Below are 20495 nucleotides of genomic sequence, written 5' to 3'. Positions count from 1 at the left end.
TACTCGGACCGGTTCGCCGGGTTGAGGGACTACGTGACCGCTCAACGCCTTCCCCTGTCCATCCTGGATCTCGCCACCGTCGGCCGCGACGAAACGGTCGCGCAAAGTCTCGCCGCCAGTGTCGATCTCGCGCAGCATGCGGAGAAGTGGGGATACAAGCGGATCTGGTACGCCGAACACCACAACATGTCGGCTATCGCGTCGTCGGCGCCGGCGGTGCTCATCGCGCACATCGCCGCCCACACCTCGTCCATCCGCCTGGGTGCCGGCGGCGTCATGCTGCCCAACCACGCCCCGCTCACCATCGCCGAGCAGTTCGGCACGCTCGCCGAACTCCACCCCGGCCGCATCGACCTCGGACTCGGCCGCGCGCCGGGCAGCGACCAGCAGACCTTCCAGGCTCTCCGTCGCACGCACGCGTCGGCGGAGCGGTTCCCGCATGACGTTCTCGAACTGCAGGCGTTCCTCGGCGACGAGTCACGTATCGAAGGTGTGCGCGCGACGCCGGGCGCCGGTACCCATGTGCCCCTCTACATCCTGGGCTCGTCCCTTTTCGGTGCGCAGCTCGCCGCCGCTCTGGGACTCCCCTACGCCTTCGCGTCGCACTTCGCTCCGCAGGCACTGACTCAGGCAGTTGAGTTGTACCGCCGCGAGTTCCGGCCGTCGGAGGTCCTCGCCGAACCGTACGTGATCGCCGGCGTCGGTGTGATCGCCGACGACGACCCGGACGTCGCTCAGGAGCAACTGCAGATCGCCCGACGCCAGCGTGTCTCGTTGCTCTACGGTCGCGGCCGGACCTTCACCGACGAGGAAGCCGACGCCGTGCTCTCGATGCCTCAGGGCCGGCAGATCGACGAGATGCTCACCTACGCCGGTGTCGGGACGCCCGACGAGGTGCGGAAGTACCTGACCTGGTTCGCCGGACACGCCGACGCCGATGAGCTGATCGTCGCCTCGCTGGCGCCCAGTCGCGCCGTGTCGCTGAGCACCCTCGGACACCTCGCCCCGGCGATTTCGCCGGTCGCCACGCTCGACTGAGCGCCCACGAGTCACCTGCTCGCCGCGGGCAGTTGGTTGTCCGTTCACCGCACAACAGTCCGCAGTCCATTCGGCCGATGAACGATCCGACCGTGAGAACAACACGAACGGTATGGAAGACCCTGGCCGCCATCGCAATCGCGGCCGGTCTCGTCGCCGGCTGCAGCGCGACACAGAGTCCGCCGCAGCATGACGCGCAGTCCGGCGTCGCTGCACCGGCTCCGGCTCCGCGGCTCGCCTCTGTCGACAACTTCCGTGATGTGGCAGGAGCGGGCGACGGCTATCCCGTCGACCGTGGCCACATGCGTCGCGGGGTCCTCTACCGATCGAACGCGCTGACACCCGACGACCACGACCTGGCCTCGCTGTCCGCACTCGGCATCCGCCGGGTCTACGACCTGCGGACCACCCTGGAGATCGAGGCCAAACCCGACGTCCTCCCGACCGGCGCGGCGTACGTGCGACACAACATCGTCGGCGACGACCAGGGATCTGCCGCGATGGGCCTGTCGAGTCTGCGGAGTGCCGACGAAGCCCGCGGTCTCCTGATCTTGGCGAACAAGAACTTCGTCACCGACCCCGACGACCGAGCCGAGATCGCCGCCACCATCCGCGACATCGCCGCCGGCCAAGGTCCTCAACTCTTCCACTGCACGTCGGGCAAGGACCGTACGGGCTGGATCTCCGCGGTTGTCCAGACCCTCGTCGGGGTGAACCGCGCCGACGTGATGCGTGACTACCTGCTCACCAACGAATACTCCGCCGCGTCGATCGACAAGGCGGCCTCGGCCGCGGCGGCGAAAGCCGGACCGGGGACCGGCGAGGCGGTACGGGTCGTGTCCGGGGTCTTCCCGGAGGCGCTGGGTGCCGGACTCGACGAGGTCGACCGACAATACGGATCGATGGAGGAGTACGCCCGCAGCGGGCTGGGCCTGTCCCCCGACACCATCGATGCCCTCAAGGCGGAACTCACGGCGTGAGCACACCACTGAAGTCGATTCATCGGCAGTAATGACCTATCGACATGAGGCTCCGTTGACCTATAGGCCAAGTGGCGCATAGGGGCCATCGAGGAACAGTTCGGTCTGACCCGCGCCCGACCACTCGCGCCCGTCCGGGGCAATTGTCCTGGTGCGCACCAGATATTCCTTCCCGATGAGAACCCGCTGGACGACGCCGTCATGGCGGACATGGTCGAACGGCTGGTCTCGTGCGTCCACGTCGTCCCACTCGAGCGAGACCCCCGGTCCGTGGTAGGTCCGCATCGAGCCTCCGTCCCTCCAGGAACCGGCCTGGTATCCGATCGTCGAGGTGATCCACGGCGGGCAAGCAGGTTCCACTTCCTGCACCCACTCGCCGTCGTCGGCGTCGTGCAGGATCACTCGACCTCGCCGCAGGAGCCGGGTACCCGGCACCAGCTCGAGTTCACAACGCCCGCTGACCAACTCGTAGGTCTCCTGGTCCCATCCGACGACGAGCCGGCCTTCGAAGGGGGTTCCGAAAGTGTCGTTCATGGGCACCTGACGCCCCCGGGCGTCCTCGTGGATGGCGTAGAAACCGGAGAGATCCTCCGACCCGAACAGCGTCCAGAACCGCAGCGATCGCGGAACACCTTCCGGCGCGGGAGGAGGAAGGAGCTGCGGATTCGGGGCGATGGGTGGGCGCTCGAAATAGACACCCCATGAGTGATCGCGGCTCCCATACCAATTCGGGCCACCCACCTCGATCCGTTCACCGTCGAGTTCGATCCACCCCTCCACCGTTCCCGGCTGCGAGTAGCGGGACTGGTCGGTGGTCGGGCGGCCCCGATTGGTCGCGAGGTGATGCGCCTCGAGATAGGCCGGCGACATACCGAACCAGTCGAGCGAACACGACAGACCGGATTCGTTCGGCGCGAGCTCCAACCGGATGTGGCGGTATGGCTCCACCACGGTGATGCGATACGGCCCGACCTCGAGTTCACACTTCTCCCGCCACGTGCGACTGAATCGCACGGTGCGCTGGAGGCCATCCCGGTTCAGACCGACATACCCCCCGATCAGATCCGTGTTCGGAGAGATGCGCAGACCCTGGAAACAGAAGGTCTTCGCCTCCGCGGAGAATGCACCGAAGTAGTACCCGTCGTCGAAGCCGGTGTTGGTGTCACTCACCACCGACAACGGTTGCGACGTCTGATGCACGGGCAGTTCGTCGTAGGGACTCAGCACGAATTTCCTCCTCGTCTGATGAACATCACCGGTCCATCAGAATAGTCTAGGCATGGATTTTTTATCCCTCACCTATTTCGAGGAGTTCGTGGTGACATGGACAGCCAGGCGGGGACCTGTCCCGTCGGCACGTTCGACGACCTGATGGGCCCGCATCCCGACATCGTCCGCTGCCCCTACGGCGCTGAAGCCACACTCACGGCGTGACAGTCTGTTTCAAGCCAGCCGGAAGTCCGCGAAGTCGAATCCGGGCACCACGATGCAGCTGACCAGCGCCGCCTCGTCCCCGATCGGCCGCGCCCGTTGCCACACGCCCGGAGGGACCAGCGCCTGCGGCTGATGTCCGGCGGCGATGTCGGGTCCGACCATGAGCGGGGTCGGATCACCCGGCGCATCGTCGTCTCCGCCGAGGTCGAGTTGCACGGGCGCCCCGCGGTGGTGCAGCCAGATCTCCGTCCCGCGAACGGTGTGCCACGCGGACTGTTCGCCGGGCATCAGGACGAAGTAGATGGCGGTCCCGGCGGCCCGGTCACCGGTGTAACCGGCCGGCAGCACCTCCTGCGGCAGGCCGACCTCGCTCCGCCAGGTCTGGCGATACCAGCCGCCCTCCGGGTGTGGCTGAAGGTCAAGGCTTTTCGCCCAGTCCGGCAGCTCCGTCGCGCTCATCTGCTCCCCTGTCTCGTGATCAGGTCTCCGATGACCTCGGCGATGACGGTGACCGAACCGGGCGCTATCTCGGTGAACCCGGCATCGCGGACCGCCACCGCGGTTCCGGCGGCATCGGCGTCGAGCAGTTCTCGCCATCGTTCGGGCGTGGCCCGACGCACCGCCAGCCGGCATTCGTCGAGCCGCCACCGGATCGCCTCGTCGGCGGTCAACAGCTTGGCGGCGAGCATCGACGCGTGCCCGACCTGCGCGGCGAGCTTGCCGACCGTCATGTCCAGGCCGGGGTTGGTCCACAGCACCACACCGTGTTCCGGCGCCTCGGTGGGGATGTCGCCGTCGACCTCGGTCCCGCCGATCTGCAGTTTCTTGACCCGGCGGTCGAGATCGCCGACACGACCGGGCACGAAAGCGCGCGCCTCGGCGTCGCCTTCGGTCGCGGTGACACCCCACACCTCTTGCGCCGCAGCCCATTGCGCTCCACGGGCGCGCCGGGCGATCTTGCGAATCCGGGCGTTGCACCAGTCGTCCATCGCCGATGCCCACGGTCCGTCGCCGGCGGCGCGGTGGTCCAGGCACAGCAGCGCGACGGCCCGCGCAGCTGCGGCCAGCAGATCGGTGCGATTCGGCGGGTCGTTCTTCTCGATGCGCAGCACCATCGCCATCGCCAGCACATCGGCGGGATCCTCGGGATCCTCACCGCCGCCGACGTACCCGACGAGACGTCGGTGGTCGGCGACGATCGCTTCCGGCACCACCGGGAGGGGCACCGGCCGATCGTCGACCTCCTCGGACGGCGACCGTTCGGCTGTCGGTGTCAGGTCATCGGTCACGCATCATCCCCAGTTCTCGGCTTTCGTCAGACAGAACGGATGTCCGGCGGGGTCGAGCAGCACACGCCACGTCTCCCCCGGTTGTTCCGACGGTACGGTGGCGCCGAGTTCCACGCAGCGCGTCTGGGCGGCGTCGAGATCGTCGACGGCAAGGTCGAAGTGGAACTGCTTGGAGCCGTGCTCATTCGGCCACGCCGGGGCAACATAGTCGGGCACCGTGCCGAAGCCGACGGCGGGACCGTCACCGACGATCATGGCGTACCCCTCGCCCGATGCGCCGATCTTCCAGCCGAGCACCTCGGACCAGAAGGCTGCCGACGCACCGGCATCGGCGCAGTCGAGGGAGATCATGGCGAGCTTCGCGACACTCGTCGAGATGGTCATCGGAGGTCCTTTCACGGCAGGAACGAATGGATCTCCATCGTCTCTCGCCATCTGGACCCCCGCCTTGAACGAACCCGACGGATCGGGCCCCTCGAGACCCGATCTCAGCCCAGCGGGACCCGTCGGTACACACCGTCGGCGGCGTCCGCGGCCTCGATCTCGTCGCGTGACACCCCGAGGATGAACAGCACGGCGTCGAGGAACGGGTGGTTGAGCGTCGCGTCGGCGACCTCTCGCAACGCGGGCTTGGCGTTGAAGGCGATGCCGAGTCCGGCGACGCTGAGCATGTCGATGTCGTTGGCACCGTCACCGACCGCGATCGTCTGCTCCATCGGCACGCCGACCTGGTCGGCGAACGAGCGCAGCGCCTGCGCCTTGCCCATCCGGTCGACGACCTCGCCGATCACGCGGCCGGTCAGTTTGCCGTCGACGATCTCCAACGTGTTGGCACGCACGAAGTCGAGCTCGAGTTCGTGTGCCAGACCGTCGATGACCTGCCGGAAGCCACCGGAGACGAGGCCACAATGGAACCCGAGACGATGCAACGTCCGGATCGTGGTCCGCGCGCCCGGGGTGAGCTCCAGCGATTTGGCAACGTCGTCGAGGACACTCGCGTCGAGACCGGCCAATGCCTTGACCCGTTCGTGGAGCGACTGAGCGAAGTCCAGTTCACCGCGCATCGCAGCTTCGGTCACCGCGGCGACCTCGGGCTCGCGGCCGGCATGTGCGGCCAGCATTTCGATGACCTCGCCCTGGATGAGCGTGGAGTCGACGTCGAAGACGATGAGGCGCTTGGCGCGTCGGGCGAGACCGCCCCGTTCGACGGCGATGTCCACCGAGTGCCTGGCCGCGACTTCGGCCAGTCCCTTACGCAGCGCGGCGTCGGCAGCGACCCCGCCCCGGCCCGCGACGCTGACCATCAGTTCGAGGCCGGTGAGCGGGTAGTCGGCGATGCCACGGATCGAATCGATGTTGCCACCCTGGCTCGCCAGTTTCGCGGCGACCGCGCTGAACGCGGTGGCCGTGACCGGGCTGCCCAGGATGACGACCGCGTGCGAAGACGGCGAGCTCTTGCCGGCTCCGACACCGATCTCCACGCGGACATCGAACCCGATGGAGGCCATGGCCTGTTCGACGACCTCTTGGAGACCTTCAGGGTCCCTGGTTGCCGAGACGAGAACGCCGAGCGTCAGCTGACCGCGGATGACCACCTGCTCGACGTCGAGCAGTGCTACGGCCTGACCGGCCAGGGCACCCATCAGAACGGAGGTGACACCTGGCCGGTCGGGACCGGTGACAGTGAAGAGAACGGTCGTGCCGGTACTGCCTGTTGAGTCTTTGCTCACCGGTCAGCGCGGATCGGGATCCGGCGACCCCTCGTGCGATCCGACGGTGAACGGCTCGCGACGAGCCTCCTCCATCTGGCGATCCTTGCCCGCGTCGTGACCCGGACCGACGTGAGCCTCGGCACGCATCCGCTCGATCATGTGCGGGTAGTGCAGCTCGAAGGCCGGACGCTCCGAACGGATGCGGGGCAGCTCGGTGAAGTTGTGGCGCGGCGGCGGCGACGAGGTCGCCCACTCCAGCGAGTTGCCGAAGCCCCACGGATCGTCGACGGTCACGACCTCGCCGTAGCGGTAGCTGCGGAACACGTTCCACAGGAACGGCAGGGTCGACAGGCCGAGGATGAACGCGCCCACGGTCGAGATGGCGTTCAGCGTCGTGAAGCCATCCGACGGCAGGTAGTCGGCGTAACGACGCGGCATGCCCTCGTTGCCCAGCCAGTGCTGCACCAGGAACGTCATGTGGAAACCGATGAACGTCAGCCAGAAGTGGATCTTGCCCAGGCGCTCGTCGAGCATGCGTCCGGTCATCTTCGGGAACCAGAAGTAGATACCCGAGTAGGTGGCGAACACGATGGTGCCGAAGAGCACGTAGTGGAAGTGGGCGACCACGAAGTAGGTGTCGGAGAGGTGGAAGTCCAGCGGCGGGCTCGCGAGCAGAACACCGGTCAGACCACCGAAGAGGAAGGTCACGATGAAGCCGACCGCGAACAGCATCGGCGCTTCGAACGTTATGTGACCTCGCCACATCGTTCCCACCCAGTTGAAGAACTTCACGCCGGTCGGAACCGCGATCAAGAACGTCATGAAGGAGAAGAACGGCAGCAGCACGGCGCCGGTGACGTACATGTGGTGCGCCCACACGGCCGCCGACAGGGCGGCGATGGCCAGGGTCGCGTAGATCAGGCCCGAGTAACCGAAGATCGGCTTACGCGAGAAGACCGGGAAGACCTCCGAGACGATGCCGAAGAACGGCAGCGCGATGACGTACACCTCGGGGTGTCCGAAGAACCAGAACAGGTGCTGCCACAGGATCACGCCGCCGTTGGCCGGGTCGTAGATGTGGGCACCGAACTGGCGGTCGACCTCGAGGCCCATCAGGGCGGCGGTCAGCAGCGGGAAGATCAGCAGGATGAGCACGCTGGTCACCAGGATGTTCCAGGTGAAGATCGGCATCCGGAACATGGTCATACCGGGGGCACGGAGACAGACCACCGTGGTGATCATGTTGACGGCACCGAGGATGGTACCCAGACCGGACACACCCAGACCCATGATCCACAGGTCGGCGCCGAGGCCCGGGCTGTGGACCGCGTCGGTCAGCGGGGTGTACGCCGTCCAACCGAAGTCGGCAGCACCACCCGGGGTGATGAAGCCGGCAAGGGCGATGGTCGAACCGAACACGAACAGCCAGAACCCGAGCGCGTTGAGTCGCGGGAAGGCGACGTCAGGCGAACCGATCTGCAGCGGCAACACGAAGTTGGCGAAGCCGATGACGATCGGGGTCGCATACATCAGCAGCATCACGGTGCCGTGCATCGTGAAGAGCTGGTTGAACTGCTCTGTCGACAAGAACTGCATGCCCGGCTGTGCGAGCTCGCCACGCATCAGCAGCGCCATGAGGCCACCGATGAGGAAGAACGCAAAACATGCAGAGATGTACATCATGCCGATCAACTTGTGATCGGTCGTGGTCAGCAGCTTGTAGATGAACGAACCCTTGGGCTGATAGCGCTCCGGGAACGGACGCACTGGAGCCACTTGCGTGGTGGGTTGGTCTACCGCGGTCACAGATCCTCCTCTTGCCCGAGCGCGACGCCGAACCCCTTCGGACGTCGGTCGGCACATGAACAAACCGAGCGCTGAATACTGATCCTAAACCCTCACCGGCGCCCGAGCCGAGCGGGTCCTACGATCTGTCGTATTCGACGCCCGACACACCACATCGGCCGTGCTCAAACCCATTTCCGTACGACGCGCCAGGCGTTCCGGACAGCCTGGGCGGCGTCGGCGGCCGACGGTCTCGCGGCCCCATCCGAGCCTACGCTCGACCCGAGTGGGCCGATGCTAGGTTGGGCGGGTGCAGAGCAGGGGTAACGGTGCCACGGATGTACGTGTTCGTCGTATTCGGGGTCGCCGACCGGTCTGGGCAGCCCTTCTCGGTGTGGTCGCCCTCGCGTCGGCCGCCTGTTCCGGCGACGAACCGCTGACCACTCCCGACGGCTCCCCCATCTCGACCACCGTGACACGCGTCGCGGAGGTCAACATCGTCTCCGCCGACCGCGACTTCTCGAAGACATGTCTCGCCCCCACGGCGGCCGACGCCGGGACGACCGACGCCGCCCGCATCGTCGTGACCGATCCGGCGCTCCTGGACGCGCTGTGCGCGCTCGGTATCGGCGACAAGGTGACGGCGGTGACCGCGGCACCCGGTTCGGTGCCCGCCTATCTGGGACCGCAGCTGACGTCCGTGCCGGCGATCGGGACAACCCCGGACGCCGCAGCGGTGTCGAAGGCCGACGCCGACCTCGTCCTCACCACTCCCGGGACCGCCCCGTCGTCGAAACCCTTCGGTGCAGTGCGTTCCGTGACGATCCCGGCCGGCGACTGGCAGGAGCAGTTCCGAGCAGTCGCCGACGCGGTGAACCGCAGCGAGGCGGGCCGTCAGCGGCTCGCCGAGTTCACCACCGAGGCCACCAAGACCGGCCGGCGCATGGACGCCTCGCACACCCAGGTGTCGCTGGTCCGGTTCGGCGACGACTCCGAGACCATCGCCGGCATGGACACCTTCGCCGGGCAGATCCTCGGCGAGATCGGTGTCCAGCGACCCGGCCCGCAGCGCGTCCCCGATTCGTTCCCCGTCGACGACGCGAACTTCCGCGCGGCCGAGGGCGACCTCATCTATGTGAGCTTCGAGGGCGAGCAGGGTCGGAAGCACGGCGAAGAGGTCCTGCTGAGCGACGAGTGGCTGAATCTGGGCGCCTCCATGTGGAAGCGCGTCCTGGCCGTCGACGACGCCGTCTGGTACGACTCGTCGGGCCTGGCCGCCGCGTGGCTGGTCCTCAACGACGTGAAGGGTTCGCTCGACGGGAACTCGTGAGTCACGCCCGGCCGCGAGAGTGCGTCGTGAGTGCCCTTTTCCGGCACTGACCACGCATTCTGCGACGAGGACACTGTCGACCGAGTCCACCGTTTCGATCAGGCCAGGTGAAACCCTCGCCCGTGGCGCCGCAACCCATCACTGTTGACGCATGAGTGTCACCGATCAGTACCTGGCGAACAACGCCGAATACGCCAAGACCTTCACCGGGCCCCTGCCGCTGCCGCCGAGCAAGCACGTCGCGGTGGTCGCCTGCATGGATGCCCGCCTCGACGTCTACCGCGTCCTCGGCATCAACGAAGGCGAAGCCCACGTCATCCGCAACGCCGGCGGCGTCATCACCCACGACGAGATCCGCTCCCTCGCGATCAGTCAGCGACTGCTCGGCACCACCGAGATCATCCTCATCCACCACACCGACTGCGGCATGCTGACCTTTACCGACGACGAGTTCAAGCGGGAGATCCAGACCGAGATCGGCCAGAAGCCGGAGTGGGCCGCCGAGTCGTTCACCGACATCGACGAGGACGTCCGCCAGTCACTCACCCGTATCAAGAACAGCCCGTTCATCACCAAGACGAGTTCGCTGCGCGGATTCGTCTTCGACGTCGCGACGGGTCTGCTGCGCGAGGTTTCCTGACCTTCTGACACAACTGACCGGGTACGCGCTCGAGCCGCATACCCGGTCAGTTCGTCTGCGATCAGTCCTCCGCGGAGTCGTCCGAGCGCTGAACCGCGTCCGGGGCGTTCTCCCTGGTCGCCATACCGCCCTCGCGTCCGTGGTCCTTCGGCCCCGGCGGGTCCTGGCGCACCTCGGCGGTGCCCGCCTCGTGTTCGGACTTCCTGCTGTCCTTCGACTGCCCCATCGCGTCCTCCTCGTGCCACGGCCGGATACCTCTGCGCCGGATCTCCAGTTCTCGTCCATACCCCCGCCGAACGATGCGGAAACCGGCACTGTCGTGGGTCGTCGTTAGACTGGCGGGCGATCCTCGATGCCATCAGAACCGCAGCTCAGTGGGCCGACTCCGCCGGACTCCGCCTCGTCCCCCCGTTCCCTCGCACCCCTCCACGTCCTGTGGCGGCCCGGTGTCGGTATGGCCGTGTGGATCGATGGCGAACCGGCCGACCTTCCCGAGTCGCTTCGCGACGCCGTGTCCGGCCGCCGGTTCCGCAGCGAGATCCCGATCGTCGACGACGGCAACCGGCGACGATTCGTCCGGGCGGCGACACTCGGTCTGACCTCGGCGGTGTCACTGCTCGATGCGTCGAGGTCGGTGACGGTCCCGGGCGACGTCCGGTGGTACCGATACCTCTTGGACGGCGTGCGCACCTTCGTCACCGCGGGTGCGGTCGCGCCGTCGGCCGAGCAGGTCGCCGGGGAATGGTTGCTCCGCTGGGTCGCCATCCCGACGCCCACGTGGCGCAGCTGGCACGCCGTCGTGCTCGGTAGCGCGCCGGATGCACTGCTGCACAACGGCTCCCACGCCGCGCTCGACGATTTCCTCGCCGAGCTCGTCGATCACGAGTGCCGTACCACGATCGCCCGCTCGATCCCCCGGCTCGGTGAACCTCGTCCGGCGTCGCCGGTCGTCCGTGCACTCCTACCCGGGACCGACGTCGGTCCGCCCTGCTCCCCCGAACGACTCTCGGCCGCCGCCGGGAGCTGGTCCCGATGGAATGCCGGCGTGCCACGGGACGACCAGTCACTCATCTTCCGTCTCCACGAGCCCGAGTACGACGACCTCACCGACAGTCACTGGGACGATGCGTGGGAGGACGAGACGTTCGACCTGCCGACCCGCGACGAGGTCGCCGACGCCTCGCGATGGCGGCTGGAGGTCTGCCGCCGCAGCATCGACGGTCAGATCGAGCCGGTCGCACCCCATCGCCTGGACGCCCACGAACTCGACGAGCTGACCACGGCACTGGCCGCCGCGGTACGGGAGTTCCCCGAACTCGATCGAGCCGACCCGGACCGCGGCTCCCTCGACTTCCTGTTGCCCACCGACGTCGCCGCCGAACTGTTCGCCACCGGCGCTGCAGCCCTGGGCGCCGCCGGGATTCCGGTGCTGCTTCCCCGCACCATCGCCGAGGTCCGGCCGAGCCTCACGCTGCGTGCACTGGCGCCGCCCGGCGGTGGCGCACCGGCGGCGATGGTCGGACTCCGCGAGATCCGCGAATTCGAATGGCGACTGGCACTGGGAGATTCGCCCGACGCCATCACCCTGACCGATGCGGATCTCGACGACTTGTCCGGCCAGAAGGGTGATCTGGTGCGGGTCCGCGGCGTGTGGGTCCGCGCGGAGGGTTCGGCGTTGACGCGTGCCGCCGCCTTCGTCGCGACCCAGCGTGCGCTCGCCGCATCTGCGCCACCTGCCGACTTCGGCGAACTGTTCGGACTCGTGACCGGCGAGTCCGACAGACTCCCGGTGCCCGTCACCCGGGTCGAAGGACTCTCGTGGCTCGACGATGTCGCCGAGGGCGGTGTCATCCGACCCGAACCCGTCACGCCCCCAGCCGATCTGGAAGCGATCCTGCGTCCCTACCAGCAGCGCGGCCTGGACTGGTTGGCGCACCTGTCGGACCTCGGCGTCGGAGGTGTGCTCGCCGACGACATGGGTCTGGGCAAGACCCTGCAGGTGATCGCGCTCGAGTGTCACGAACGCAGCGTCGTCGCCGACGATGCCGAGACACCCGGGCCGACCCTCGTGGTCTGCCCGATGTCATTGGTCGGCAACTGGTCTCGTGAGTTCGCGCGCTTCGCGCCGACCCTTCGGGTGGCCATCCATCACGGTCCTTCGCGGGCATCGGGCGCCACCTTCACCGGCATCCGCGACTCCGTCGACGTGGTCATCACGACGTTCGCGATCGCGGGCCGCGACCTCGAGCTGCTCTCTGCACATCCGTGGCACCGCATCGTCGTCGACGAGGCCCAGCACCTCAAGAACGTGAACACCATTGCCTCCAAGGCGATACGGACGATCCCGGCCGACCGTCGCCTCGCGCTCACCGGTACTCCTGTGGAGAACCGGCTCGAGGATCTGCGCGCGGTGATCGACCTGGTTAACCCCGGCCTCCTGGGGTCCGCGTCGGTGTTCCGGGCCCGTTACGCCGAACCCATCGAGCGGGACCGCGACCCCGGCGCCCTCCGACGCCTGTCCGCGATCACGCGGCCGTTCATCCTGCGGCGCGAGAAAACCGATCCGGCCATCGCCGCCGACCTGCCGGAGAAAGCGGATTTCGCGGTGCGCGCCAACCTCACCGTCGAACAGGCCGCGCTCTACCGTGCCGTCATCGACGAACTCATGGAGGCACTGCGCGACAAACAACAGCGAACGCTGCGCCGCCGCAACGTGCTGGCCGCACTCACCCGGCTCAAGCAGGTGTGCAACCACCCTGCGCACTACCTCGCCGACGGCACCGACCTCGTCCGCGACGGCGAACACCGCTCGGGCAAGGTCGAATTGCTGGCCGACATCGTCTCCACCGTCGCCGACGAGGGCGACCGCGCACTCGTCTTCACCCAGTTCGCGGCCTTCGGCGAGATGCTGTCGGGCTGGCTCGGCGAACAGTTCGGCACCGAGATCCCGCTGCTGCACGGTGGTCTCGGCCGCACCGAACGCGATCGTCTGGTCGCCGACTTCCAGTCCGACGACGGCGCCCCGGTGATGCTTGCGACCCTCAAGGCCGGCGGCACCGGTCTCAATCTGACCGCTGCCAACCACGTCATCCACGTGGACCGCTGGTGGAATCCCGCGGTCGAGGATCAGGCCACCGACCGCGCGTACCGCATCGGCCAGAACCAGAAGGTCTCGGTGCACCGCTTCGTCTGCGTCGGCACCATCGAGGAACGGATCGACGACATGATCGCCAAGAAGCGCGAACTGTCCCGGCTGACCGTCGCGGCCGGCGAGAACTGGGTGTCCGATCTCGCCGATGACGAACTCTTCGAACTGTTCCGGCTCCGCGACGAGGCGGTGAGCGAATGACCGTGCGCAAGAAGGGCACTCAGCGTAAAGGCGAACGGGGCACCATCGCGGTCCGCGGGTACGGCCTCACCCCGTGGTCGCGAGCGTTCGTCGACGTGGTCGAGGGCCGTGGCGCCGACGGTGAAGCGGTCGCCGACAGCCGACATGTCACCAAGGCGCGCAGGTACTTCCGCGACCGGCATGTACGTGGTCTGCGGATCGGGGCAGGCCAGGTGACGGCATCGGTGGAGGGCACCCAACTCGAACCGTTCGACGTCATCATCACCACCCGGACCGTCGACACCCCGACTCTCGCCGGTCTGCTCCGTGACCGCGGCGGCGTCGAAGAACTCATGCGACTCACCCGCGGTGAGCAGCCACCGATCCTCGGTGAGCTGCTCGTCCCCACCGAATCGGCGGACGTCGCGACCGACTGCACCTGTCCGGACGAGGCGCCGAGGTGCGTCCATGCCCTGGTGACCAGTTATGAGATCGCCGCCGAGATCGACAGGTCGCCGCTGACGCTGTTGACCGTGATGGGTACCGACCTGCGCGACCTGCTCACCGAGATCGACTCGCGCCCCGCGCCCTCCCCCGTCGCCGCCGACGACGACTCATCGTCGGGAACGCTGCGGCCCGACGACTTCTACGGCACCGCGTCGACGCGGCCGCCGCTGCCCTCGGTCCCACCGATGAATCCCCTCATCGCGCTCGACGGCTCGGACCTGCGCGCCGCGCTGCGTGCCACCGGCGTGGCGCCGGCCGACATCGCCGAGGCGATCGACGAACTCGGCGATCTCTACGACCGCCTGACCGCCACAGATTCATAGCCCGAAACCGCGCTGAGCGCGGCTCCGGGCCATAGATCGGGTGGGATCTAGAAGTCCCAGTCCTCGTCTTCGGTGTTGACGGCCTTGCCGATGACGTACGAGCTACCCGACCCCGAGAAGAAGTCGTGGTTCTCGTCGGCGTTCGGCGACAGTGCCGACAGGATCGCCGGGTTCACATCGGTCTCGTCCTTCGGGAACATCGCCTCGTAGCCGAGGTTCATCAGCGCCTTGTTGGCGTTGTAGCGCAGGAACTTCTTGACGTCCTCGGTGAGCCCGACCTCGTCGTAGAGCGTCTCGGTGTAGTCGCTCTCGTTGTCGTACAGCTCGAACAGCAACTCGAAGGTGTAGTCCTTGAGTTCCTGACGACGCTCCGGCGACTGCGTCTCCAGACCGCGCTGGTACTTGTACCCGATGTAGTAACCGTGGACGGCCTCGTCGCGGATGATGAGGCGGATCAGGTCGGCGGTGTTGGTGAGCTTGGCGCGGCTCGACCAGTACATCGGCAGGTAGAAGCCCGAGTAGAACAGGAACGACTCGAGCAGCGTCGAGGCGACCTTGCGCTTGAGCGGGTCCTCGCCACGGTAGTAGTCCATGACGATGCGCGCCTTGCGCTGCAGCTGCTCGTTCTCCTCCGACCAGCGGAAGGCCTCGTCGATCTCCTTGGTGGAGCACAGGGTCGAGAAGATCGAGCTGTAGGACTTGGCGTGCACCGACTCCATGAACGCGATGTTGGTGAGCACCGCCTCCTCGTGCGGAGTGGTGGCGTCCGGGATCAGCGACACTGCGCCGACGGTGCCCTGGATGGTGTCGAGCAGCGTCAGGCCGGTGAAGACCCGCATGGTGAGCTGCTTCTCGTACTCGGTCAGCGTCCCCCACGATGGGATGTCATTGGACACCGGCACCTTCTCCGGCAGCCAGAAGTTGCCGGTGAGGCGATCCCACACCTCGGCGTCCTTGTCGTCGGGGACACGGTTCCAGTTGATCGCCGAGACCCGGCTGACCAGCTTGATGGGCGCGCCGTCGGCGGGGCTGTGGCTTTCGGTGGAGGTCATGTGACTGTTCCTCGTCTAACGGGTCGTGTGGGGGCCGGGATTGCTGAAAGGCATTGCGGAGCAGGGGGTCACAGCATGCATGACACGCAGCCCTCCACCTCGGTCCCCTCGAGGGCGATCTGGCGCAGACGGATGTAGTACAGCGTCTTGATCCCCTTGCGCCATGCGTAGATCTGCGCCCTGTTGACGTCGCGCGTGGTGGCGGTGTCCTTGAAGAACAGGGTCAGGCTCAGGCCCTGGTCGACGTGCTGGGTCGCCGCCGCGTAGGTGTCGATGATCTTCTCGTACCCGATCTCGTACGCGTCCTGGTAGTACTCCAGGTTGTCGTTGGTCATGTACGGCGCCGGGTAGTAGACGCGACCGATCTTGCCTTCCTTGCGGATCTCGATCTTCGCCGCGACCGGGTGGATCGAGCTGGTCGAGTGGTTGATGTAGCTGATCGAACCGGTCGGCGGAACCGCCTGCAGGTTCTGGTTGTAGATGCCGTCGCGCTGCACGGCTTCCTTCAGCTCGCGCCAGTCGTCCTGGGTCGGGATGTGGATGCCCGCCTGTCCGAAGATGTCCCGGACCTTCTGGGTCTCCGGCTCCCATGCCTTGTTGGTGTACTTGTCGAAGAACTCACCCGACGCGTACTTCGACTTCTCGAAGCCGGTGAACGCCTGGCCGCGCTCGCGAGCGATCCGGTTCGACGCGCGCAGTGCGTGGAAGAGCACCGTGTAGAAGTAGATGTTCGTGAAGTCGATGCCCTCTTCGCTGCCATAGAAGATGCGCTCGCGGGCCAGGTAGCCGTGCAGGTTCATCTGGCCGAGACCGATGGCGTGAGAGTTGTTGTTGCCGTGCTCGATCGAGGGCACCGAGGTGATCGAGGTCTGATCGCTCACCGCGGTGAGTCCGCGGATCGCGGTCTCGATGGTCTGGCCGATGTCCGGCGAGTCCATCGTCTTGGCGATGTTGAGCGACCCCAGGTTGCACGAGATGTCCTTGCCCACATGGGAGTAGGACAGATCGTCGTTGAAGGTCGACGCCGTCGAGACCTGCAGGATCTCCGAGCACAGGTTGGAGTGGGTGATCTTGCCGTCGATGGGGTTCGACCGGTTCACCGTGTCCTCGAACATGATGTACGGGTAACCCGACTCGAACTGCAGCTCGGCGAGGGTCTGGAAGAACTCGCGGGCCTTGATCTTGGTCTTGCGGATTCGACGATCCTCGACCATCTCGTGGTAGCGGTCGGTGACGTTGATGTCGGCGAACGGCACGCCGTAGACGCGTTCGACGTCGTACGGGCTGAACAGGTACATGTCGTCGTTGGCCTTGGCCAGCTGGAACGTGATGTCCGGGATGACCACGCCGAGCGACAGCGTCTTGATGCGGATCTTCTCGTCCGCGTTCTCGCGCTTGGTGTCGAGGAAGCGGTAGATGTCGGGGTGGTGGGCGTGTAGGTAGACCGCACCCGCGCCCTGACGCGCACCGAGCTGGTTGGCGTAGGAGAAGGAGTCCTCGAGCAGCTTCATGATCGGGATGACCCCCGAGCTCTGGTTCTCGATCTTCTTGATCGGAGCGCCGTGCTCACGAATGTTGGAGAGCAGCAACGCAACTCCGCCACCGCGCTTGGACAGCTGCAGGGCCGAGTTGATCGAGCGGCCGATCGACTCCATGTTGTCCTCGATGCGGAGCAGGAAGCACGAGACCGGCTCGCCGCGCTGCTTCTTGCCCGAGTTGAGGAAGGTCGGCGTGGCCGGCTGGAAGCGGCCGGAGATGATCTCGTCGACCAGGTCGCGGGCAAGTGCCGTGTCGCCGTCGGCCAGCGTCAGCGCCACCATGCAGACACGATCCTCGAAGCGCTCCAGGTAGCGCTTGCCGTCGAAGGTCTTGAGCGTGTAGCTCGTGTAGTACTTGAACGCCCCGAGGAACGTCGGGAACCGGAACTTCTTGTCGTAGGCGTGCTTGAACAGGCCCTTCACGAACTCGCGGTCGTACTTGGCGAGGACCTCGGGCTCGTAGTAGTTCTCCTCGACGAGGTAGTCGAGCTTCTCGTCGAGGTCGTGGAAGAACACGGTGTTCTGGTTGACGTGCTGCAGGAAGTACTGGCGCGCGGCCTCACGATCCTTGTCGAACTGGATCTTCCCGTCGGCGTCGTACAGGTTGAGCATCGCGTTGAGCGCGTGGAAGTCCAGCTCGCCGGGCTCATGGCCCGACGGGCCGGCATGCACGCCCGACTTACTTGCTGAAGAGGTGTCCGAGACGGCGGCGGTGGGCGACACGACAGATGACTCCTGCGGATAGTGGTGGGCTTACCAAGTGCCTCATGGGCAGAGTATGGGCGGGGTGTGACAGTCCGGTGGCGGCGCGCCCGGCCGACTGTCAGGCGGGTGCGGCGTGGAGCGAACCGGTTGCCGCGAACGCGGGACTCTGGGCGAAGTCGGCCAGTCCCGCACGCACGCGGTCGACGTCGTCGGTGGTGCCCATCAATTCGAATCGGTACAGGTAGGGCACGCGACACTTGCGCGAGATGATGTCGCCGGCGTAGCAGAACTCCTCACCGAAGTTCGTGTTGCCGGCCGCGATCACCCCCGTGATGAGGGATCGGTTGTGTTCGTCGTTGAGAAAGCGGATGACCTGCTTGGGGACGAAACCGCCGGGCTTGCCCGTCGCCTTGCCTCCCCCGTAGGTCGGGCAGATCAGCACGTAGGGCTCATCGACACGGAATTCACCGGCCGCTCCGGTCAGCGGGATACGCACCGAGCGCATATCCAGCTTCTCGACGAATCGGTGGGTGTTCTCGGAGACCGAGGAGAAGTAGACGATCAACGGCGACGTGGCCGACATGTCTCCCTCCAACCCTGCTGACGATGACCGTGTGGAACGTCTGTTCGTTTGCGTTCTGATCGACGGCGCCGATCACCGACGCCATCTGGTTCCAACACCGGAACCCTCGTGACCATTTCCCGATCCGAGACCGGGGTCACTCTCGGCTGTCACATCCCGACGCGGCGGATCCGGCTTCCCCTTCGGATCGCACCCGCGCCCGGGTCGACGGTGACAGCAGACTGCGGAGATCAGGCAGCAGCAGTGGCGAGCGCCTTGATGCGGTCGGGACGGAAGCCCGACCAGTGCTCGTCGCCGGCGACGACGACCGGGGCCTGGAGGTAACCGAGCGCCATCACATAGTCGCGGGCTTCCGGGTCCTGGCTGATGTCGACGACCTCATAGGACAGACCCTGCTTGTCCAGGGCCTTGTAGGTGGCGTTGCACTGGACACATGCCGGCTTCGTGTAGACGGTGATGGAAGACATCGAGAGGTTCTCCTCGGTCGTAGGAATCGCCAGTGACGTGCAGTTTCCCAGCGTGAAGATGGTGACCTACGTCACCGTCTCCCTGGCGTTTCCGGAGGAGTGGATCCACTTCCTCTTGTCCGCCTGACTGGTACCGCAAACACTACACCTAGTGGCTGACATTTCTGGTCACCACAAGGGGTTGTGAATAACATCGGTGGAAGACATGCAGGTCGGAGGGGTGCAGGATTCGAAATTCCGGCGTGTCACGGGCCCGTACGGCGTGTCGCTCACAGGTTGTCCAGGACTGCTCCACAACATGTGCACCGGCAGTCCACAATCCCCAGCTCGTCGACAAGACGACGCCGCACCGGGCGTGGGCCCGGTGCGGCGTCGAAGAAACCAGAGAACAGGTCAGGCGCTGACGGCGACCTCGTCGACGAGGCGGGCGACCGACGCGACGACCTTCGCCACGATCGTGGGATCGGTGAGGCCACCCTCCGGGAGCGCGGGGATCTGCAGACCGAGGTCGGCCTCCTCGATCGCGCGACCGCCGGCGATGCCGACCGACTTACGGGTGTCCTCACGGGTCCACTGTCCGCCGTACTGGCCGAGGCCCGCACTCAGCACCGCCACCGGCTTGCCGCCCAGCGCCCCGGCGCCGTAGGGACGCGACAGCCAGTCGATGGCGTTCTTGAGCGCGGCCGGAATGGTGCCGTTGTACTCGGGGGTGGCGATGAGCACTCCGTCCGCCTTGGCCACGGACTCACGGAGGGCGACCACACCGTCGTGGAGGGCGCCCTCGACGTCGATGTCCTCGCTGTAGAACGGCAGCGCACCGAGATCGTCGACGACCGTGATGTCGACCCCGGCGGGAGCATTGTCGGCAGCGACCTGGGCCAGCTGCCGGTTGACGGAGGCAGCACGAAGGCTTCCGACGAGCGCAACCAATTCGACAGTTCGATCCGACATGTCATTCCTTTCGACGAGGGCATCGGCCCGGAGGGGACCGTGAATACGCATCAAGTAACCGGACCCGGGTCCGATTGATTCCAGGCCGAGGTAAAGAGTTACCCTCATCACGTGCCGAACGGGCCAGACCACTCCCCGCTCCATATCTCCTTCAACAACTCGGGGACCGAACGTGCCGACGCCGCACGAAATCGGCGTCTGTTGCTGGCTGCCGCCAAAAACCTGATCGATCACCACGGCGCGGCGGCGGTCACCATGGAAGCGGTCGCCCGCGAGGCAGGTGTGGGCAAGGGCACGGTGTTCCGACGCTTCGGCAACCGCACCGGATTGATGCTCGCACTGCTCGACCATTCCGAATCCGAGATGCAGCAGGCCTACCTGTCCGGACCCGAACCCCTGGGTCCCGGCGCGCCCCCGCTCGACCGGTTGCTGGCCTACGGCCGCGCCCGGCTCAAACTCACCTGCGACCACCTCGACATCCTGCTGGAGGCCGGGGCGGCCGCCGACGACTTCATGACCCACCCGGTGGGTCGCGCGTCGACCCAGCACGTACAGATCTTGCTGCGGCAGTTGGGTTTCGCGGACGAGCTCGACTTCATGTCGCTGGCCGTGCAGGCACCGTTGGCCGCCGGGTCGGTCCGGTATCTGATGGTCGAGGTCGGCCTCGATCTCGAGACCATCACCACACAGTGGCAGGAGATGGTCACCGCTCTCGTGGCCTCCCGCCGTTCGCAGTGATCCCCACCCCCACTGTCCTCTCGTAGGCCGGACGAGATGTTTGGTCGCGCACCAGCGTCGGTCGCGTCTTAGCCTTGTGTCGTGTCGGTGAGAAG

At 66.3% G+C, this 20495-nt stretch carries 19 protein-coding genes; 7 read left to right on the top strand and 12 right to left on the bottom strand.

Translation table 11 applies throughout. From position 1 onward, the window contains the following. Nucleotides 1–33: 33 nt before the first annotated feature. Complete coding sequence (locus tag BPODLACK_RS12005; protein WP_159405383.1) at nt 34–1038, top strand: LLM class flavin-dependent oxidoreductase; 1005 nt, start codon at nt 34–36, stop codon at nt 1036–1038. 92 nt (nt 1039–1130) lie between these two features. Beyond that, the gene (locus BPODLACK_RS12000; protein WP_159405382.1) at nt 1131–2018 is read left to right on the top strand and encodes a tyrosine-protein phosphatase; all 888 of its coding nucleotides are present in this window, start codon (nt 1131–1133) and stop codon (nt 2016–2018) included. A 60-nt stretch (nt 2019–2078) separates the two neighbouring features. On the opposite strand, the gene BPODLACK_RS11995 is transcribed toward BPODLACK_RS12000, so the two are convergent. From BPODLACK_RS11995 to ctaD, 6 genes are all read right to left on the bottom strand, one after another. Next, on the bottom strand, nt 2079–3245 hold the full coding sequence (locus BPODLACK_RS11995; protein ID WP_159405381.1) for a hypothetical protein: 1167 nt from the start codon (nt 3243–3245) through the stop codon (nt 2079–2081). Nucleotides 3246–3461: 216 nt separating this feature from the next. Next, a complete protein-coding gene (locus BPODLACK_RS11990; protein ID WP_159405380.1) occupies nt 3462–3911 on the bottom strand; it encodes a cupin domain-containing protein in 450 nt (149 codons plus the stop codon). After that, nucleotides 3908–4741 carry an aminoacyl-tRNA hydrolase gene (locus BPODLACK_RS11985; RefSeq protein WP_024500562.1) on the bottom strand — a complete coding sequence of 278 codons (834 nt, stop codon included), beginning with the start codon at nt 4739–4741 and terminating at the stop codon, nt 3908–3910. Before BPODLACK_RS11985 ends, BPODLACK_RS11990 begins: the two co-directional genes overlap by 4 nt. Nucleotides 4742–4744: 3 nt before the next feature. Beyond that, nucleotides 4745–5125 (bottom strand): VOC family protein, encoded by a 381-nt coding sequence (locus BPODLACK_RS11980; protein WP_006436033.1) that lies wholly within the window; start codon nt 5123–5125, stop codon nt 4745–4747. Nucleotides 5126–5229: 104 nt separating this feature from the next. Continuing rightward, nucleotides 5230–6471 carry a phosphoserine phosphatase SerB gene (gene serB / locus BPODLACK_RS11975; RefSeq protein WP_159405379.1) on the bottom strand — a complete coding sequence of 414 codons (1242 nt, stop codon included), beginning with the start codon at nt 6469–6471 and terminating at the stop codon, nt 5230–5232. A gap of 3 nt (nt 6472–6474) precedes the next feature. Further along, nucleotides 6475–8259, bottom strand: coding sequence for an aa3-type cytochrome oxidase subunit I (gene ctaD, locus BPODLACK_RS11970; RefSeq protein WP_024500564.1), 1785 nt, complete (start codon nt 8257–8259; stop codon nt 6475–6477). Between the two features lie 334 nt (nt 8260–8593). On the opposite strand from ctaD, the gene BPODLACK_RS11965 reads away from it, so the two are divergent. Continuing rightward, a complete protein-coding gene (locus BPODLACK_RS11965; protein WP_159405407.1) occupies nt 8594–9568 on the top strand; it encodes an ABC transporter substrate-binding protein in 975 nt (324 codons plus the stop codon). A 151-nt stretch (nt 9569–9719) separates the two neighbouring features. Continuing rightward, nucleotides 9720–10208: a beta-class carbonic anhydrase gene (locus tag BPODLACK_RS11960; RefSeq protein WP_159405378.1), complete on the top strand. Its 489-nt coding sequence runs from the start codon at nt 9720–9722 to the stop codon at nt 10206–10208. 61 nt (nt 10209–10269) lie between these two features. Here the strand turns inward: BPODLACK_RS11960 and BPODLACK_RS23325 are convergent, their stop codons facing one another. Then, nucleotides 10270–10434 carry a hypothetical protein gene (locus tag BPODLACK_RS23325; protein WP_191834455.1) on the bottom strand — a complete coding sequence of 55 codons (165 nt, stop codon included), beginning with the start codon at nt 10432–10434 and terminating at the stop codon, nt 10270–10272. A gap of 126 nt (nt 10435–10560) precedes the next feature. Here BPODLACK_RS23325 and BPODLACK_RS11955 point away from each other — a divergent pair, with 126 nt between their 5' ends. Together BPODLACK_RS11955 and BPODLACK_RS11950 are read left to right on the top strand one after the other, a co-directional pair. Further along, on the top strand, nt 10561–13557 hold the full coding sequence (locus BPODLACK_RS11955; RefSeq protein WP_159405377.1) for a DEAD/DEAH box helicase: 2997 nt from the start codon (nt 10561–10563) through the stop codon (nt 13555–13557). Next, entirely contained in the window at nt 13554–14366 is an 813-nt protein-coding gene (locus tag BPODLACK_RS11950; protein WP_159405376.1) for an SWIM zinc finger family protein, read from the top strand. Before BPODLACK_RS11955 ends, BPODLACK_RS11950 begins: the two co-directional genes overlap by 4 nt. 47 nt (nt 14367–14413) lie before the next feature. Here the strand turns inward: BPODLACK_RS11950 and nrdF are convergent, their stop codons facing one another. The 5 genes from nrdF to BPODLACK_RS11925 all read right to left on the bottom strand — a co-directional run bounded on the left by nrdF (nt 14414) and on the right by BPODLACK_RS11925 (nt 19662). Further along, nucleotides 14414–15418 (bottom strand): class 1b ribonucleoside-diphosphate reductase subunit beta, encoded by a 1005-nt coding sequence (nrdF, locus tag BPODLACK_RS11945; RefSeq protein WP_024500569.1) that lies wholly within the window; start codon nt 15416–15418, stop codon nt 14414–14416. Nucleotides 15419–15486: 68 nt separating this feature from the next. Beyond that, on the bottom strand, nt 15487–17679 hold the full coding sequence (nrdE, locus tag BPODLACK_RS11940) for a class 1b ribonucleoside-diphosphate reductase subunit alpha (RefSeq protein WP_024500570.1): 2193 nt from the start codon (nt 17677–17679) through the stop codon (nt 15487–15489). A 100-nt stretch (nt 17680–17779) separates the two neighbouring features. Beyond that, nucleotides 17780–18244 (bottom strand): class Ib ribonucleoside-diphosphate reductase assembly flavoprotein NrdI, encoded by a 465-nt coding sequence (gene nrdI / locus BPODLACK_RS11935; RefSeq protein WP_024500571.1) that lies wholly within the window; start codon nt 18242–18244, stop codon nt 17780–17782. A gap of 230 nt (nt 18245–18474) precedes the next feature. Then, the gene (locus BPODLACK_RS11930; RefSeq protein WP_006436022.1) at nt 18475–18711 is read right to left on the bottom strand and encodes a redoxin NrdH; all 237 of its coding nucleotides are present in this window, start codon (nt 18709–18711) and stop codon (nt 18475–18477) included. A 393-nt stretch (nt 18712–19104) separates the two neighbouring features. Continuing rightward, nucleotides 19105–19662 carry an NAD(P)H-dependent oxidoreductase gene (locus BPODLACK_RS11925; RefSeq protein WP_159405375.1) on the bottom strand — a complete coding sequence of 186 codons (558 nt, stop codon included), beginning with the start codon at nt 19660–19662 and terminating at the stop codon, nt 19105–19107. Between the two features lie 111 nt (nt 19663–19773). Between BPODLACK_RS11925 and BPODLACK_RS11920 the strand changes: the two genes are divergently transcribed. Continuing rightward, nucleotides 19774–20400 (top strand): TetR/AcrR family transcriptional regulator, encoded by a 627-nt coding sequence (locus BPODLACK_RS11920; protein ID WP_159405374.1) that lies wholly within the window; start codon nt 19774–19776, stop codon nt 20398–20400. The last annotated feature ends 95 nt before the right edge of the window (nt 20401–20495 follow it).

Origin of the sequence: Gordonia sp. YY1 (assembly GCF_009872315.1) — a bacterium.
Classification (GTDB): Bacteria; Actinomycetota; Actinomycetes; order Mycobacteriales; family Mycobacteriaceae; genus Gordonia; species Gordonia amicalis.
Note: the sequence above shows the minus strand (reverse complement) of the source record. Positions and strands in the feature narration are given on the sequence as shown.

What these genes read in the sequence shown, in the direction of transcription:
- BPODLACK_RS11990 (WP_159405380.1), bottom strand. Translation starts at nt 3,911, where the DNA reads ATGAGCGCGACGGAGCTGCCGGACTGGGCGAAAAGCCTTGACCTTCAG.
- BPODLACK_RS11980 (WP_006436033.1), bottom strand. Translation starts at nt 5,125, where the DNA reads ATGACCATCTCGACGAGTGTCGCGAAGCTCGCCATGATCTCCCTCGAC.
- BPODLACK_RS11960 (WP_159405378.1), top strand. Translation starts at nt 9,720, where the DNA reads ATGAGTGTCACCGATCAGTACCTGGCGAACAACGCCGAATACGCCAAG.
- BPODLACK_RS23325 (WP_191834455.1), bottom strand. Translation starts at nt 10,434, where the DNA reads ATGGGGCAGTCGAAGGACAGCAGGAAGTCCGAACACGAGGCGGGCACC.
- BPODLACK_RS11955 (WP_159405377.1), top strand. Translation starts at nt 10,561, where the DNA reads ATGCCATCAGAACCGCAGCTCAGTGGGCCGACTCCGCCGGACTCCGCC.
- BPODLACK_RS11950 (WP_159405376.1), top strand. Translation starts at nt 13,554, where the DNA reads ATGACCGTGCGCAAGAAGGGCACTCAGCGTAAAGGCGAACGGGGCACC.
- nrdF (WP_024500569.1), bottom strand. Translation starts at nt 15,418, where the DNA reads ATGACCTCCACCGAAAGCCACAGCCCCGCCGACGGCGCGCCCATCAAG.
- nrdI (WP_024500571.1), bottom strand. Translation starts at nt 18,244, where the DNA reads ATGTCGGCCACGTCGCCGTTGATCGTCTACTTCTCCTCGGTCTCCGAG.
- BPODLACK_RS11930 (WP_006436022.1), bottom strand. Translation starts at nt 18,711, where the DNA reads ATGTCTTCCATCACCGTCTACACGAAGCCGGCATGTGTCCAGTGCAAC.
- BPODLACK_RS11925 (WP_159405375.1), bottom strand. Translation starts at nt 19,662, where the DNA reads ATGTCGGATCGAACTGTCGAATTGGTTGCGCTCGTCGGAAGCCTTCGT.